A 17,335-nucleotide genomic window follows, 5' to 3' on the forward strand; every position below is an offset into this window, starting at 1 on the left:
ATTTTAAACCTGCCCCTAATTATTTATTCGTTATCTACAATTTCAATAGCTAATAAAAACAAATCGTTACTTTCTTGTTCACAGCGTAACACTCTGCCTTTGCAATCAGTCAAAGGCGCAGATAGTTGTTCATCACATTCATGATGAAACTTAATTATCGTGCCGACCTCTACAGGGTGCTCTATTTCTAGGGCTATTCCTGTTGTACTGATGTCACGACAATTAACCATAACATCAATATTGGTCTCTTCATCAAGCAAAGTAATGGTGATTTGCTGATTAACCATAGTTCTAAACATTGAGCGACTTTCATCAAAATCTTGATCAAACTTGTGCATAGATACCTCTATTACTACTGCGACAACTTATCTTATACCAATTAGGTAATTATCTGATTATTAGATAGATTTCAAAATTAGTAACATGTTATTTAAGATTTGAATTTGTACAAAGATCTTAAAAAACATAAAAATAAACACCCTACTTTTATAAGGACTTGTTCAGCTTTTGTCAATTTTATGAAGAATATTTATTATTTAATCAGGCCTAGTAACCTTTGCTGTGCATTTTTGCAGCGTTTAAGTCAACAGCCCCTAGTATTCAGCAATTTTATTTTTTATTCGTTTTAACGATATCGGTAGTGATGTCCCTAAGTTTTGGGCGAAAACAGAAATTCTGAATTCTTCAATCATCCATTTAATTGCAATAATCTCGCTATCTACAGGCTTATTTTTCGGTTGTTGTAACAACAGAGCATTGTAAAGCTCTTCCGCTTTGTGAACTTCAATCATTTTCAATCTATCTTGATTAGGATCGATCGGAAGTTTTTCCATTCTACGAATGATGCCCTTTAAATACCGAACAATATTATCAAGTTTATCTACACCACTATGGCTAACAAAGCCTTTAAAGACTAACGTTTCCAATTGTTGCTTAATGTCACCATGAGCTTGAATAATATTTAGTCCGATACTACCTTTCATTTTTTTAGCAATGTCATGCCTTAACGATAAAATTTGCTCTAATTTAATCGCACTAGCCAGAACCTTATCGGCGATCTCCGCCCTGATCAAATCACGAGCTTGATTAAAACCAGCTTGCTCATATGGTAGATCGCCACTGTCTTTGATTAATTGCTGCGCGCAAGCCTCTATACAATCATTTAACAATTCTGTAATTTTACCAAAAGGGTTAAAGTACAACCCCAATTTCGCTTTATTAGGCAGTTTTGCTTCAAGATATTTTATCGGGGATGGTATATTTAGCAACACTAACCGTGTTAGTCCTTTCAACATCGCTTGCTCGGCTAAACTTTTATGTTCAAATAATTCTATTGCAACATCTTTGTTTTTATCAACCAAAGCGGGAAACGCTTGAATCACAAGATTAGCAATTTCTTTCTCATAAGCCTTGGGTATATCATCAAAGTCCCACTCTTTGATATTTTCACGCTCTATGCCCTTTTCAGCTACTGCTTTAATCGACTCTTTAACTTTACCTTGCAACTGATCTTTTAGTAGGGTTAAATTACGCCCTTGTTTTAATAACTTACCTTTGTTGGTCAGTACCTTAAAGTTCATTTTAAGGTGCTCAGTTAAACTAGAAAAGTCCCAACTATCTTCCGGTATGCGTACCCCAGTCATTCTTAATAGTTGCTTCTCAATAGCCTCTACAAGGCTCCCCATGTTTGGTGCTATTGTTTCATAACATGCATTGGCATAATTTGGCGCAGGCACAAAATTTTTGCGCTGCAGTTTAGGCAAGGAGCGAATTAATGCGGTGATTAACTCTAATCTTAGAGCTGGTATCAGCCATTCAAAACCAACCTCTTCAATTTGGTTTAAAACACCTACTGGGATATTTATACTGATGCCGTCATCATCAGCGCCGGGGTCAAAATTGTATGTTAACGGCAAACTAATATTCCCCTGTTGCCAGAATACAGGATAATCTTTAGCGCTAATTGTTTGATTTTGCTGTTTTAATAACTGCTGTTTTGAGAAGTTTAATAATTCAGGTTGTTTAACTTTAGTTTTTTTCCACCAACTAAGGAAACTGATTTGACCAACAATATGCTCTGGAATTCGCTGCAAATAAAAATCGACTAATTCTTCTTCTTCTACTAAAAAGTCTTTACGACGAGCCTTATCTTCAAGATCTTCTATTGATGCAACGAGTTTATTGTTCTGTTGAAGAAACTTTTCATTAATATTGCAATCACCATTAACTAAAGCTTCTCTGATAAAAATTTTACGACATGTATCTGCTTCAATGTTACTAAATGCTATTTTACGTTTGGGAACAATGACCAAACCATACAAACTAACCTGTTCGAAAGCCTGAACCTCACCACGTTTTTTCTCCCAATGCGGCTCAGAGTAACTCCGTTTAAGTAAATGTTCTGCTAATGACTCTAGCCAGGCAGGATCAACTTTTGCACACATACGAGCAAATAAGCGACTTGTTTCTACAAGTTCTGTAGCCATTATCCATTTTGGTGTTTTCTTCGCTAAACCTGAACCAGGGAAAATATAAAATTTGCTACCACGAGCGCCTTTATATTCTCTGTTCTCATCTAAATTACCAACATGGCTCAACAAGCCCGATAAAATAGCTTGATGCAAAACATCATGATTAGATTCATCTTCAACATCAAAATTTGGCCATGGCCATTTGTTTTCTGAAAAGGTTTGTTTTAGTTGCGAAATAATATCTTGCCATTCACGAATACGTAAATATGACAAAAACTCTCTTTTACAAAGCTGCCTAAACTGGTTGTTTGAAAGCTCTTGCTGTTTTTGCTTAATGTAATTAAATAAATTAAGTAAACTAATATAATCAGACTCTTTATCTTTGAAGCGGCTATGGGATTGGTCTGCAGCCTGCTGTTTTTCCATCGGCCGTTCACGTGGATCTTGAATACTTAATGCCGCAACTATGATACCGACTTGTTGTGAACAGCCTAACTCTTTCGCACTGAGTAACATTTTAGCGAGGCGAGGATCAATCGGAAATTTAGATAAACTTTTACCAGTATCAGTAAGCAATGGTCTTATTGATTTTGCCGACTTTATCGCTGCTAACTCTTCTAACAAACGCATACCATCATTAATATTACGGCTATCAGGTGCTTGTAAAAATGGGAATTGACCAATATCGCCTAGACCTAAGGCTAGCATTTGCAGTATTACCGTCGCTAAATTGGTTCGTATAATTTCTGGATCTGTAAATTCAGGTCGAGATAAAAAATCTTCTTCTGAGTATAAGCGTATACAAACACCCGCTGCAACACGACCACAACGACCAGAGCGTTGATTGGCACTGGCTTGTGATATAGGTTCAATTGGTAAGCGTTGTACCTTTGTACGATAGCTGTAACGGGAAATTCGAGCAGTCCCTGGATCAATAACATACCGAATACCGGGAACTGTTAACGACGTTTCAGCCACGTTGGTAGCTAACACTATATTGCGCCCCCGATGTGGAGCAAATATTTTATTTTGCTCAGCAACAGTTAATCGTGAAAATAATGGCAGTATTTGCGTATCTCTTAATTTCTCTTTTTCTAATGCGCTAGCCACGTCTCTAATTTCACGTTCACCATTTAAGAAGACTAAGATGTCCCCCATAGGCAAATTATCTAATTGATCAACCGCAGCAATTATTCCATTAACATAATCGCCCTCTTGTTCATCTAATGGGCTGTAATGAATATCTACAGGGTATGTTCTTCCAGACACTTCAATAATGGGGGCATTATTGAAATGCTTAGAAAACTTCATCGGATCAATTGTTGCGGAGGTGATGATTACTTTTAAATCTGGGCGTTTAGGTAAGATTTGCTTTAAATATCCCAAAATAAAGTCAATATTTAAGCTGCGCTCATGTGCCTCATCAATAATGATGGTGTCATATTGTCTTAGTAATCTATCGCGTTGCATTTCCGCTAGTAAAATACCGTCGGTCATTAGTTTTACATAAGTATTAGATGACACTTGATCGGTAAATCTAACTTTATAACCCACCTGCTCACCTAATTTGCAGTTCATTTCTTCTGCAATTCGATTCGCTACTGTTCTTGCTGCAATTCGTCTTGGTTGTGTATGTCCAATAAAACCTTCTACTCCGCGACCAAGTTCTAAACAAATTTTCGGAATTTGTGTGGTTTTACCAGAGCCAGTTTCACCGGCTATTATCACCACTTGATTAGCTTCTATCGCTTTGCTTATTTTATCAACATTTTGCGATACTGGCAGTTGCTCTGGATAAGAAATTTTTGGAATTGCTGATAGTAATTTAACTTTATTCGTTATCGAATAGTTTATGGCCTGCTCTATGTTTGTTAAAGCATTGAGCTTTTTTTGTTCATTTTTAATATGTTTAAGGTTATGTAAGCGCTTTTTAAGTATGCCTCTATCGCAATTGCGTGTATTACTCAATTGTTGAAATAAAGTGTCTAATAAAGGTTTGAAATCTAATGGTTGTTCGGACAAAATTTACTCATAAAATGCTAAGTACAAAACTGTGGCAATATTAACAGAATTTCAAAATGAAAAAAGCAACGTAAACGCTGCTTTATACAAATTATAGAGTTAAGGGGTTTACAAGCTAAATTTTAACCCGTTTTTGTGGTTACATGAAATGATGCTCTAATATGTGAATCTAATGCAGCTAATACATCATTTCGGCAGATGGTTCCTAACAAATTGCCATCGTCGTCAGTTACAGGGTAAACCTTGGGTTTAGCTTGCATCATAGTTTGTGCCAACTCAACAATACTATCGTATGGCTTCATTACTAACACATCTTTTCTCATTAGTTGATCTACCGAGCTAACATGCTCATTGTAATAACCAGTTTCTAGCATTTTACCCAAAATATCTGATTCAGATAAAAAGCCAATTAAATTACCGTTAGTATCAACAACTGGTCCACCAAGCTCATGAGTTTTGGTGATCAACTCGCTTGCCTCTTCTATCGCCATATTTGGTGTAAAAGTAACAGGATGAGTATTTAAATAATCTTTTACTTGTAATGATTGCATTCGCGTTCCCCATTCTCTTTATTTTATAATTCGCATTCAAATCGATAACACTTTTTTTATTAAGCATTTAGATCGTCTAATACTTATCTTTAGATTAGCCTATATTTTCTAAATGCCTAATTTTATGAAACAAAACCTGTATTTTTTTTCATTTAGAATGACAAAATCTAATGACCAAGTAAATGATTATTACTTACCCTACAGCTTTGACAAATAACTTCTCACAAAAACAACATATTTATTCACGCCCACAATTAACACTTTGTAACATTTAAGTTAATAATACCTTTTTATATAAAAACTTAATGTTTCTTAAGCTTTTTACACACACTCCACACAACTAAGCATATAAACCCTTGATTAATAATGTTTATCATAGATATAAAACAGATATTCATCAGGTTTTCATCAGGTTTTTAATGTCAAATAATCCTTTAATTAATAGGTCAACGCAAACAAATATTAATTAAAACAGTTTTATCAATAGGATTAGTAAAAACGAATAATCTACATATAAATATAAAACTAAAAATTTATTATTTGAAAACGGTTATTACAACCACTTTTATGAAAAATACAAAACACACAGAAAAGGAAAGCACATCATGAACACTACTAAACTAACATTAACTACTACCACAGGTGCATTAATCATTGCTTCTTCATTATTACTATCAAGTGGGGTCCAAGCAGCTGGCATGTCAAATTATATGGAAACTGCATTAATTGATGTATGTAAAGCGGCAAAATCTAACAATACCATCCGTTTCCACAATACTGTTGATGGCTATCGTTTAAAAACGAAAACAGTCGCTCTTAAAGTTGTATGTAATGGCGAAAACATTTCTGAGTTTGCAGCGAATAATGGCGCAAACAAAACAGCAGAGCGTTTGAATGATTCTTTAGGTGACGTAAGTATTGAAGATATCGCCTTAAACGATTCAGACAAGCTTTATGTAAACTTTTAAAAAATCCCCGGCTATCTTTTAATGAGTGGGATTATTAATAGAAATTAAAAGCCAACAAAGCTATGAATGAAACTCCCTTACTAATTTGTTGTTAGTTTGGGAGTTTCTTTATTTTTAATGCTTAATAACTTGGCTCGTTGATAAATTGCAAAAGAAAAATCTGGCTCTATTGCTAATGCATTTGAAAAGAGCGTCATAGCTTTACTGTCTTGGCCGTTAATATGATATAGCCTAGCCAAAATAGCTAATAACTCAACATTATCTGGCTCTATCAATCTGTTCTTTTCAATTAAAACGATAGCTTGCTTAATACTTATTTCTTTATTCGCTTTTTGATATAACGCTTTAACCAGCCAATAGATGCCTTTTTTGTATTTGGCTTGCTCAGCCTGATCTAAAAGTTGTTTTACTAAAAGAAGGTGCTTAGATGAAGAATAACTGCCTTTTTCTTTAAGGTAAGCCAGTGCAAGTTCCATTATAACTTGTTTTTCATTAGGGTAAGAAATGTGAGCGTTTTGTAAAATATTGATCGATAAATCAAAGTTACTCTGTTCGTCAATAAAACGCAATTCACGGGCTTGGTGAATGAGAATAGCAGCTTGTAAATTTTTAAGTGATAACTGCTTCAAATCTAAATTATCTTTGTAAGCAACACTTATGAAGTAATCTATAGTTTTACTGATGTTATTAACGAGTTGGTGCCACATTTTTTTGTCACCGGCAAACGACTGGCTCCACAATACATCACCAGAATTACCATCGATAAAATGTAAGTTGACATGATATTCGCTTTCTAACTCTTTAACCCCACCGTTAATGATAAAATCGACATCATTTACTATGTCTACAATTGAATCTGTTTGAATGCTAATTTTAGCGTAGTCAGAATTACTAAGAGTGGTGATTAATTGCTCTGATAATACTCTGGCAACCATTTCGCTTGATGGCAGGCTATCTAAAGCAACAAACTCATCTACCTTTAAGTAGATCTGGTCACTTTTTTGATGCTCTCTATTATTAAATAAATTTGCAGCTAACACCGCTACTAACGTTACGATTGCAACTGCTGCTATCGTTAGTGCCCACATTGGCCTAATCAATTTATTTATTGTTGGTTCAACGTCGCTTACATCACTTTCTATTTCAAAAGCAGGTAAAACATGGGCTTCGATTTGATCTGAATATTCCAGAACGTAGCCATGTTTAGGTATAGTTTTAACAAAGCGGTGCACTTTACCTGTATCATCTAACTTCTTACGAAGAACTGATATTGCTCGGGTGATCACTTCATCGGAAGCAAAATTAGATTGCCAGACTTTTTCGGTAAGTTCTTCTCGGGAGATAACACGATTAGCATTTTTAATCAGATAAACTAAAACCTCCATTATTTTAGGTTCTAAATGGATTAGTTCATCATTACGTTTAATCATTGATTTTTCAGGATAAATTAACCATTCATCCAAAACAAATTCTTTCTCAGACTCCTGCACATACTATCCTTAGTATTTATTGCAATTTATAAACAACTCAAACAACTACATAAGAAATTAAACATCAAAGCTACAGAGCCATCAATTCTTGCGAAAAGAAAATAAAACCCTGCAATAATTCTAGTGTTAACCCTAGGTTTTACCAAGTTTTAATATAAAATATGTCCAATTAAAAGTGTAAAACTAACCCTACTCCATTTATTTCCTACTCGGATCTAACTTAATAGGCTTGGCATAATAGAATCTTATAAAAACTGAATATAAATTCAAATTATTGTTATTAAACATCTTTTATGAATTGCTGTTGATAGTCCTCACTATTTATTGATAAATTATTAGCTCGAATAAACTCTAACAGAGTATCTTCTTCTCTCGCCAAAGAAGATAACGTAATGGTGTTATCATCTAAATTATATAATTGTCTACAAGCTTTATAATAAAAACTAAGGATAATTAGAGCATCAATATCCACATCTGAAAAAGCTTTGCTTTTAACCGTTTTTAATTTTCTATAAATAAAATTAATTTGTTGTTTCAACTGCCATACATAAAATACTTCACTCATAAAATGGTGAGTTTTGTATTTATTGATAATACCTAATGATAAAACTAGCGCTAAGGCAACGCCTGAAAAATTAAGCCAAAAGTTATCACCACTACCATCTTGAGCAGCAAATAGCATGATAAAAAATTGACCTAAAATTAACGAGATGATCAGGAAACAGGCAATGAAACCTACGATAATTTGATTAAGATGCTGACGATAGCGTTTTTTATCTATTTCTATTAATTTCATGGTATTAGATTACTTCTTTAAAAAGGACATTAAACGATTTGTTAAACCCGAAGCTCGACTTACTTTTTGGTTAACAGCTGTCTGCCAAACTGATTTACTGCAAAATATTTGCAAGTGTTTTTTAGCTCGAGTTATTCCGGTATAAATTAATTCTCGAGATAATAAACGATTTGCCCCTAATTCAGGAAGGATTAATGCAACATTTTCAAACTCAGAGCCTTGTGTCTTATGAATAGTCATTGCATATACTGTTTCAAAGCTAGGTAAGCGGGCAATTGAGATAGCTCGATAGCCTTCACCTTCAGCAAAATATGCCATAAGTCGCCCCGAACAGTCCTTAAATTGCAAACCTATATCACCATTAAATAAATTCACACCATAATGATTTTGGCTGATCATAATTGGCCTGCCGTGATAATTCTCATGCTTGCTTACAATACAGTGCTGGTTGTGAAGGTGTTGCTCAACTAATGAATTTATATTTTCTAATCCTGATTCGCCAACTCTTGTCGGCACCAGTATTCTAAATTTATCTAATAGTGTAAAAGCTTGCTCAATAGATTTAGCCTTAAAGATTGGAGCATAAAACTGTTCAGTCAAACGTTTAACAGTTTCGGCTAATAGCTTATCGCCAATAAAATCAAGCTCCTTGTCTGTCTTTTCGGTTAACAAAGCCCATGACTCTTCAGCTTTAGATGCGATAACCAATTTAGCAACTTTACCAATTCCACCATCACCACTAAAACGACGGCTTAAGGTTAGATAAGTTAGATAATCTATACTTGGAGATTTAGCAAAATAAGGTAAAGACTGATGCGTTACTTGTTCGATGAAATCTTTATTGGTTACACTATATTGAGTATCAGACCAAGGTGCTAAGTCGGCGAGTACACTACCGGTAGCGACAGAAGGAAGTTGATCTCCATCGCCAAGCAAAATCACCTTGCAACCGTCAGGTAATGCTCTAAAAATACGAGTCATCATAGGTAAATCAACCATAGACACTTCATCGATTAGAACAACATCTACATTTAATTGATTTTGTTGATGATGTCTAAAATTAGGACTATTTTTAATCACACCTAATAAACGATGTATTGTAGAAGCTGTAGTTGGTATTTTAGCTAATATATTCTCATCTATTACCTGTTGCTGTTTAAACGAATTAACTGCATTTACAATTGATTCAGACAAACGCTGCGCGGCTTTCCCTGTCGGAGCAACCATTTCAATGCGAATATTATCATTTTGCATCAATAAACCGGCTAACAATTTGGTCACTGTATAGGTTTTACCAGTTCCTGGGCCACCAGCTATAATAGAAAATGTTTTATTTAATGCATTAGCAACCCCGGTAAGTTGCCAATCAACATCAGCGCTAGACTCTGAAAATAACGCTTGAATTATGCTTGCCGTCTGATTTATATCTACACTTTTAGTTTGTAATAACCTGTGCTTAATATAGTTAGCTAGCTCTAATTCAAATTGCCAATAACGGCGTAGATATAATTGTTGATGCTCTAAAACTACAAGCTGCTCAGAGCAGGCAACATCGGTCACTTCAAATTCTGTCAAGCTGGACTGTAGAGTATTTAAATCATCAAAGGTGAAACCGGCTTTTTCTTCGGTTGGCACATTAAAATAGTAACTATTTTCAGTTGGTTCTATTGTGTACTGCCACAAGGTTTGCTCGCTCAAAGAGTTTAAATCTAAGCAACTATGACCATCACGCTGGCTAGCACTTAGTGCTAGAAACAAATGAAATAACAGAGCTGATTTACTCTGACTGTTCTCTAACAAGCTACACGCTAGGTAATAATCAATCGCTTGAATACCTTCAAGCTCTTGTTCTGCTTGGTAAAAAGATTGATAAGGAAGCCAGGACACTGAACTATTCATTGCTGTACTCCTCGGTATCTAGATCTACTGATACTTTATAGCCAGAAAACAGCTGGTCGAGTTGTTGTAACAACTCAGTTGATAAACTATTAAAGAAAACACCAGAAAAATCTTCATTACCAGCACTCATACCGCGTAAATAAAAATAATAAACACCACCAAAATGTGTATCAATAGAGTAGTTATGTACTCGACGCTTTAAATACCGATGCAAAGCCAAAGAATAAATTAAAAACTGTAAGTCATAAAAATTTTCTATCACATTCATGCTTAGTTTTTCAGGCAAATAATTACTAAATTTATCGCCCAGGTGGCTAGATTTATAATCGCAAATGTAATACTTATTATCCTTGCTAAAAATCAAATCAATAAAGCCATGCATCATGCCCTTTAATTGCCCAAATGCAGGTAACTCTGTGTCAACTTGCCCAAGACTTTCAGCTGATAGGCCTAAAGATTCTCGAAATTGTGTTAATAAATTCTTTAAACAGCCTAAATCAACGTTTTCCATCGGGAAATAGAACTCAGCCTCTCTAAGTGTTTCTTCAATAGATAAGTGTGCTAGAGAGTCATTGTGCTCATTAAAAGGCGTATCTAGACAGTCTTGTAGCCAGTCATACACATCTTTTTGCTCAAAACCGTTAGGTAACTCTCCAAATTTAGTTAAATTAAAACAGGCATCTTTTTGCCAATTAGGTTGAACAAAATCTATACGTTCAAATACATCGTGCAATAAATTACCGGTTTTGGCGCCTTTTTGAAAGGCAAAACGAATCACGTCTTTCTTCAACACAGGCTTATTTATATCAGCTTCTTCCATATCCCTATCAGGCTCGTTCCTACCGGTATGGCGGGTATTTCGAGTTAAGGCAGAAAATGAGCTTAACCACCAGTCGCGTTCAATTCGACCGGTAAAGTTTTCTTCTTTGAATTCTTCTAGTCGATTTATCTCATCGATAATATTGCCGGTAAAGTTTGATCCTATTGCTTCTGTCACACCAATGGCATGCGGAGCAAATGCAATGAGAGGCTTTATACCGTCTGCAAATGATTGACCATTAGTTAATTGCAAAGCTTTACCTAGTGGTGACTTGTCATAGTCTTGAAAGGGAGTACAAGCTAAGTAACAACGATGTTTAGCTCTGGTAACTGCTACGTAAAGCAAACGTACGTCCTCAGCATAGCCTTCTTCGGCCATACACTGTCTGGCGTAAGCATCATCACCTAAATGAACCGATAAACGACCTTCTTGCTGATGAGATCTTAAAACTTCTTTAAATGAATTACCAAATTTGACAGGGTTTTTATGCCGACTGGTAAACGGCACAAATACAATAGGATACTCAAGGCCTTTAGAGCCATGTTGAGTAACAATTTGGATAAGGTCGGCATCACTTTCTAATCGTAGTTCGGCTTCACTTTGATTTGGGGTCTGGCATTGTTCAGACAAATAAGCCATTAGCTCTTGTGGTTGTTTTAATCTTTGGCTAACCGTTTGTAATAACTCAAATAAATGAATGATATTAGTGAGTTGGCGTTCATTATCTTGCTTGCTACCAAGGTAGTTATCATGCAATATTTTTAGTGCCATTGCCATAAAGCCACGTTTAAACCAAATCGCTTTTAAGCGGTTAAATTCGCCGCGCACTTTTTCCCACACGACTTCATCATTTTGAATTTCATAAAGTTTACTTGGCGAGTAAGAAAAATATGGTCCCGATAAGGCTTTAATAAATGCTCTGTCATCTTCATGATTGATAATGGCATTTAAAACCGCCACAAATTGTTGGGCAATATCACTTAAAAATAAATTTGAGCGTTGCGATTTATAAACGCTGTCGATATTTAATGCATTGAGTGCCTGTTTGATATCTTCAGCTTCACCACCATCTCTTACTAAAATTGCTATATCAGCCGCTTTTACTGACTCAGAACTAGTTGCTGTGGTTAAATTTGCGTTATGTAATAAACGGCCAACCTCAGCAGCAACCCAATGTGCCATATGTTCACGGAAGTCGGTTTTAATATACCCCCTATATTCAAACTCATCACTCGCTTGAAAATCTACAAACTGTAGTGCTTTATATTCAGTATCATCAATTAACTGCTGTTTATCTGCATTAACTGAAGGCTGAACCGGTTGATACTGTATATTAAAGCCAAATACATCTTTTGCAGTGTTACTAAGTTCATTACCATAAAACAAGTGATTGTAACCGGCAATCATAGCTGAAGATGAGCGCCAATTTGTGTCCATAACCCATTGGTGATCAACCAATTCACTCGCGCTTAAATAAGTAAAAATATCACCACCACGAAACCCGTAAATAGCTTGTTTAGGATCGCCAATGAGATACAACGCCGAACACTCATCTTGTGCATTATCAGGTTTTGCATTATTAAAATACAGTTGTTTTAAAATAGAAAATTGCTTCGGATCAGTATCTTGAAACTCATCGATAAGTGCTACTGGATATTGCTCAATTAAGGCTTTTGTTAATGGCTGAATCTCACAATCCCGCTCATTTTCAAGCGCGAACTCAAGCTGAGAGATCAAATCATCGAAGTTCAGCAAGTTTCTCTGACGCTTTCCTTCTAACACCTTGTTCTTAACCTCTTTTACTGCATCAATAGCTAGAGCATAAGCTGCAGACTTAAGTAACGCGGCACCAAAATTTTTGATTGTTTTACTTAATTCACCTGTAGTTTTAAAGGCAAGTTTTAATTGAGGTTTAAGTGGCGATTTTGCAAATCGATTAGCTGCAATAAATTTAAAATCAGGCGCACTACTGAGAAGACTTTCTATATCTGCATTTAACAATTGCAGCTGTTTTAAAAATTGTAAGAGCTGCTCAAACTCTTCTATTCGGGTGTCACGAGCTTTCGCTTTTTTACTATCAATAAGCGCTTCGTAAATGGTTTGTTCGTAGTCAAATAATTCTTGCTCGGAAGTTTTTGCGAGCATTTGCATTGAACTAACTAAACTTTGTTTATCACTAATGCTTGGTAAGTTTTCGTCATAAAGCAAACCTTTAAAGCTTGCTAAAAATGCTTCTGGTGTTGCCCAGTTTTCGACAAAAAGTTTGTAATCAGCTAATGGTTCAGCTTGAGCTAATACGCGGTAATGATCTTGACAAGCTTGTAGCACTATTTCGCTGTCATCAGCTTCCATTTGAGCATTAAAATTCATTCCTGATGCAAACGCTTGTTGCGATAAAACTCGTTTACAAAAGCCATGTATGGTGAATATAGACGCTTCATCAAGGTTAATTAATGCATTTTTAATAATTACCTGCGCATCTTTAAAAGAAATATTTTTAGCAAGTGCGACAAAATACGGTTGTGGCTTAATTTCTGTATATTCTTGCCAGTTAGCTAGTACATCTCGTAAAAATTCATCTATTCTACCGCGGATTTCTTCTGTTGCAGCTTTGGTAAACGTCATCACTAAAATGTTTTCAACACTTAGCTTACGTTCCAACAACATGCGCAAATAGATACGGGTAATGTTAAAGGTTTTACCTGTGCCGGCACTTGCTTCTATAAGGTGACAACCATTTAATGGTAAAGCTTCGGCCTGTAGTGCTTGAGGAATAGGCTTGGCTTTAGTTGTTATATTATTCATTGGTAACCTCTGGTGTTGAGACTACTTGAGCAGCTAAGTCTTGTTCTGTGATACTTAAATTTAGATAAAGGTTCTTATATATGTCGCTAAAACCTTGGCTAAACTCTTGTAAATTAGGGCATTGTTGCCAAAAATAATTTAGGTAAGGATCGCTCTCTAACCCGCTAGTGTTAAAGCCATCATGCCAAAGTTTATGTAAATCAGCCTGATTAAATTCTGTATCAACAAATTTGCCCCCACCTTTGCCCGACTTCCAAAAAAGTTTATCGGCGATAATACTATTCAGTAATAATGGTTTAGTTAGTGCTAGTTGATAATAAGCTAATATATGAGAGAGTTGGCCTCTGGCATCTTCAATCGGGTTAAAACTAACCTTTTGTAATTTATTATCTTTTTCATTGAGGTAATAGCCCAAGCTGCAAACCTGTTTATCGCTTGGGCTTAACGCACTTAACAATAAGTGATTAAGGTATAATTGACTCAAGTCTTTTGCTTTTACCTTAGCTGGTCGATAACTAAAATGCACTAGCATATTAGTTGTTTGATAAAGTGTTATATCACCGCTGATTTGCCATGACTGAGTGGCACCAATGTCACCTATAATATCTCTGCTAGGGTTTATTTGAATACTTTGATCAAGTTTTGATATCAGCTGTTCAAATGAGTTCGACGTTTCTAAAGTACTTTGTATCTGACTAGATACCGCTTTAGAAAAATTATGCATTGTCATTTGCCAATCTGATAATTTTTCTGCGAACAATGGATTATCAGGAAAGTCTCCTGATAATAACGCTTGTTGATAAAGAGCTGATGGATTAGCACTGCTATTTTGAGCGATATCTTCAAATAAAACATCTTGTTGAAATAGATATTTATCTAAATGACTAAAGGTAAATGGTTCAGCATCGTCAATATTTTGTTCGTTTTTATTAAAAAACAATTTAAGTCGCTGCTCAGCAAATACTTGTGCAGGGTTAGTTAAAAATCGGTTTACTTGCGCTAAGCTCGTTTCAAAAACTTGTTCTTCAGGTAAAGCAAGTATTTGCTCGTTAAACTCAATATCTAACGATTGTTCACTGACTTTAGCAAGCTTCAGCCATTTATTATCAAAGCTTTTATATGGGTTAAGCGCACTAAAATTATCTAGACTAAACACTTGTAATGGTAATTGTCTGAGTTGGCTTTTTATTGTTTGATTTTCGACTTTAAAATCCCAACCATATCCTGCTCTCAAATAATCCATCAGCTCACGTAATACAATTGAAGGCTGGCGTTCATTATTATTTCTTATATCGTTACCTTGAAAGCTTAAATAAAGGTTATCTCTAGCGGATATGAGTGCTTCAAGAAACAAGTATCGATCGTCACCTCGACAAGAGCGATCACCAGGCATAACACTAGTCATAGACATTAAGTCAAAGCCTAGAGGTTGTCGTTGCCGAGGAAATTCCCCATCATTAAGCCCTAGCACTGCAAGAACTTTAAAAGGTATCGAACGCATAGGTAACATTGAACAAAATGTTATTTGGCCGATCATAAACTGTCGGCCAGGATCCGGTTGGCTAAAGTGTTGGTTTAAATATTCACGTACCACAGTTAATTCAATGGCATCAGTATAACCTGCTTCATTACAATACAAAGCAAACGACGAAATTGCCTGATTAATGATAACCAAACCATTATCGCTCTCTTCACCTAAAAATAAGCGTTCTATAAAACCTTCTAAGCATTGTTGCCACTGCTCTGCAGTTTTAGCTTTATTTAAACTGATACTCATTTGTTTAAGCTGTTCACACAACAACAATAGCTTGCCCAATATTATGGCGTTATTGCCTTCAACCCAAGGTAGAACCATATCATCTGCATATAAACTAGTGCTATCACCATAAGCAAAGCCCTTTAACAATCGATCTAAGCCTTGTTGCCAAGTAAATTGTGCTGTTGCTTGCTCTGTTTCCAGTAATCTATTTTTGTGTTCAGCATCTAGGCCCCAATGCACATTTGCTTTATCTAACCAATCGGTTATCAACTCAATATCATGCTCACTTAAACCAAAGCGCATTTGTAAAGGTAGTAAGCGTAAATATGATAATATTTGATTCACCCCAAATCGGCTATCTGGCATAGAAAGTAATTCACTAAACGCCGCGACTAAAGGCTCAGAGTCTTTTGAAACTCTATCAGCAATTGAACATGGTAGCGGTGGTACAGATTCGCCAATGTCATCCCAACCACGTACAAAAACCGAATCAATATAAGGCGCATATTGTTCAATTTGAGGGCACATTACTAGAATATCTTTTGGTGTTAAGCTGCTATCGTTGTTAAATAGATGCAGTAAATAATCGTGTAATCCTTGCACTTCCCGTAATGCACTGTGGGCTGAAGTAATGGTGATACTGTCATCAACTACGGTAACGGGTTCTTCTCGCTTATCAGTTAACGTTAATATATCTTTTTGTAATTGCAGTAAAACCGATGGTTTATTTATAGCGGCGGTTTCATCACTTAAATTAGAATGATCAAATAACTGATCAAATAGCGGTATTTCAATAGTATCGCCACTATGCAGTAGAGAAAGAAACTCTCTGCCTTGTTGGCCTAAGTTTGCCAATAATGGATTAGCACTATCGTTATGCAGTGCATCTTCAGGCCATTTAGCTACCTGAGCTAAGTAGGCCTGTTTTGCTTTAGCTTTATCGGTTTTAATATCAGCCCAATATTCATAACAAGGATTCAAATGATAAAAATGCACTTCAATAATTGTTGATAATGAATTGAGAAAGTCTATCCACATTGGTGCCAATGCATTTATGCCAAAAATTGAAATCCTTTTTGGCAACATATCCTTATATATTGTTAAATTATTTTTGGCTGTTGATATTAGTGTTTTAGGATTATATGGGCTCTGCTTATGTAGTAAGTACCACAAGTAACTTTGCCATTTTTCTTGCTCACGAGCGCTACTATCGAAACTTGAAACTAAATCACCTTTTGCCCAAGTATCAATCCAATCTGGTCGATAAATTAAATATTGTTCAAATAAATCAGCTGTTTGCACCGCTAGCTGAAATCGCTTTAATGGATCGGCAGTATTATGTTTTTGCCAATATTGGTTAGCTTGCTGACAATTTTTGTTATTTAAAACATCAGCGCTTTGCAAAAGTGCATCAATACGCCAGGCAAGTACTTCTCTTGAATAGGGAGATTGGTCAGGAACATCATCTCCAGATAAAATGCGCAGTTGCTGCCAAAGAAATTGCGCCGGTAACACAAAGCTAGCATTCATGCTTATGCCTGATATTTCCGCTTGTTTCATATTTAGCCAATGCTGCATACCAGGGTTTTGTACTAGTACAACTTCTTTGGACAAAACGGGTAACGTCGACACTTTCTGTACTTCATCAAATAAAGTAAGCAAGTCTTCCATACGGTTTGCAGGGTAAATATTGATCAATTAATAATCCGGATAGATATCGTGTTGTTCTTGTTACGATTTAAGCACAAAGGTAG

The 17,335-nt window shown here is 35.7% G+C and carries 9 protein-coding genes; 1 reads left to right on the forward strand and 8 read right to left on the reverse strand.

The genetic code is table 11. The annotated features are described in order from the left end of the window. Window positions 1-23: 23 nt before the first annotated feature. From RGQ13_RS10945 to RGQ13_RS10955, 3 genes are all read right to left on the reverse strand, one after another. Complete coding sequence (locus RGQ13_RS10945; protein ID WP_348389784.1) at window positions 24-338, reverse strand: PilZ domain-containing protein; 315 nt, start codon at window positions 336-338, stop codon at window positions 24-26. Window positions 339-593: 255 nt separating this feature from the next. Continuing rightward, the gene (gene hrpA / locus RGQ13_RS10950; protein WP_405054138.1) at window positions 594-4,493 is read right to left on the reverse strand and encodes an ATP-dependent RNA helicase HrpA; all 3,900 of its coding nucleotides are present in this window, start codon (window positions 4,491-4,493) and stop codon (window positions 594-596) included. A gap of 122 nt (window positions 4,494-4,615) precedes the next feature. Continuing rightward, complete coding sequence (locus RGQ13_RS10955) at window positions 4,616-5,044, reverse strand: CBS domain-containing protein (RefSeq protein WP_348389785.1); 429 nt, start codon at window positions 5,042-5,044, stop codon at window positions 4,616-4,618. Window positions 5,045-5,649: 605 nt separating this feature from the next. Between RGQ13_RS10955 and RGQ13_RS10960 the strand changes: the two genes are divergently transcribed. After that, entirely contained in the window at window positions 5,650-6,012 is a 363-nt protein-coding gene (locus RGQ13_RS10960; RefSeq protein ID WP_348389786.1) for a DUF3718 domain-containing protein, read from the forward strand. Between the two features lie 80 nt (window positions 6,013-6,092). Here RGQ13_RS10960 and RGQ13_RS10965 read toward each other — a convergent pair whose 3' ends face one another. The 5 genes from RGQ13_RS10965 to recC all read right to left on the reverse strand — a co-directional run bounded on the left by RGQ13_RS10965 (window position 6,093) and on the right by recC (window position 17,279). Further along, on the reverse strand, window positions 6,093-7,502 hold the full coding sequence (locus RGQ13_RS10965; RefSeq protein WP_348389787.1) for a FlgO family outer membrane protein: 1,410 nt from the start codon (window positions 7,500-7,502) through the stop codon (window positions 6,093-6,095). 280 nt (window positions 7,503-7,782) lie between these two features. Beyond that, the gene (locus RGQ13_RS10970) at window positions 7,783-8,298 is read right to left on the reverse strand and encodes a DUF3087 family protein (RefSeq protein ID WP_348389788.1); all 516 of its coding nucleotides are present in this window, start codon (window positions 8,296-8,298) and stop codon (window positions 7,783-7,785) included. Between the two features lie 9 nt (window positions 8,299-8,307). Then, window positions 8,308-10,197 carry an exodeoxyribonuclease V subunit alpha gene (gene recD, locus RGQ13_RS10975; RefSeq protein ID WP_348389789.1) on the reverse strand — a complete coding sequence of 630 codons (1,890 nt, stop codon included), beginning with the start codon at window positions 10,195-10,197 and terminating at the stop codon, window positions 8,308-8,310. Then, window positions 10,190-13,822: an exodeoxyribonuclease V subunit beta gene (recB, locus tag RGQ13_RS10980; protein WP_348389790.1), complete on the reverse strand. Its 3,633-nt coding sequence runs from the start codon at window positions 13,820-13,822 to the stop codon at window positions 10,190-10,192. The genes recD and recB overlap by 8 nt, the downstream gene beginning before the upstream one ends. Then, a complete protein-coding gene (gene recC, locus RGQ13_RS10985) occupies window positions 13,815-17,279 on the reverse strand; it encodes an exodeoxyribonuclease V subunit gamma (protein WP_348389791.1) in 3,465 nt (1,154 codons plus the stop codon). Before recC ends, recB begins: the two co-directional genes overlap by 8 nt. Between the last annotated feature and the right edge of the window lie 56 nt (window positions 17,280-17,335).

Source organism: Thalassotalea psychrophila (genome assembly GCF_031583595.1).
In the GTDB taxonomy this organism is placed as follows: domain Bacteria; phylum Pseudomonadota; class Gammaproteobacteria; order Enterobacterales; family Alteromonadaceae; genus Thalassotalea_A; species Thalassotalea_A psychrophila.

What these genes read in the sequence shown, in the direction of transcription:
- recB (WP_348389790.1), bottom strand. Translation starts at nt 13,822, where the DNA reads ATGAATAATATAACAACTAAAGCCAAGCCTATTCCTCAAGCACTACAG.
- recD (WP_348389789.1), bottom strand. Translation starts at nt 10,197, where the DNA reads ATGAATAGTTCAGTGTCCTGGCTTCCTTATCAATCTTTTTACCAAGCA.
- RGQ13_RS10960 (WP_348389786.1), top strand. Translation starts at nt 5,650, where the DNA reads ATGAACACTACTAAACTAACATTAACTACTACCACAGGTGCATTAATC.
- RGQ13_RS10970 (WP_348389788.1), bottom strand. Translation starts at nt 8,298, where the DNA reads ATGAAATTAATAGAAATAGATAAAAAACGCTATCGTCAGCATCTTAAT.
- RGQ13_RS10955 (WP_348389785.1), bottom strand. Translation starts at nt 5,044, where the DNA reads ATGCAATCATTACAAGTAAAAGATTATTTAAATACTCATCCTGTTACT.
- RGQ13_RS10945 (WP_348389784.1), bottom strand. Translation starts at nt 338, where the DNA reads ATGCACAAGTTTGATCAAGATTTTGATGAAAGTCGCTCAATGTTTAGA.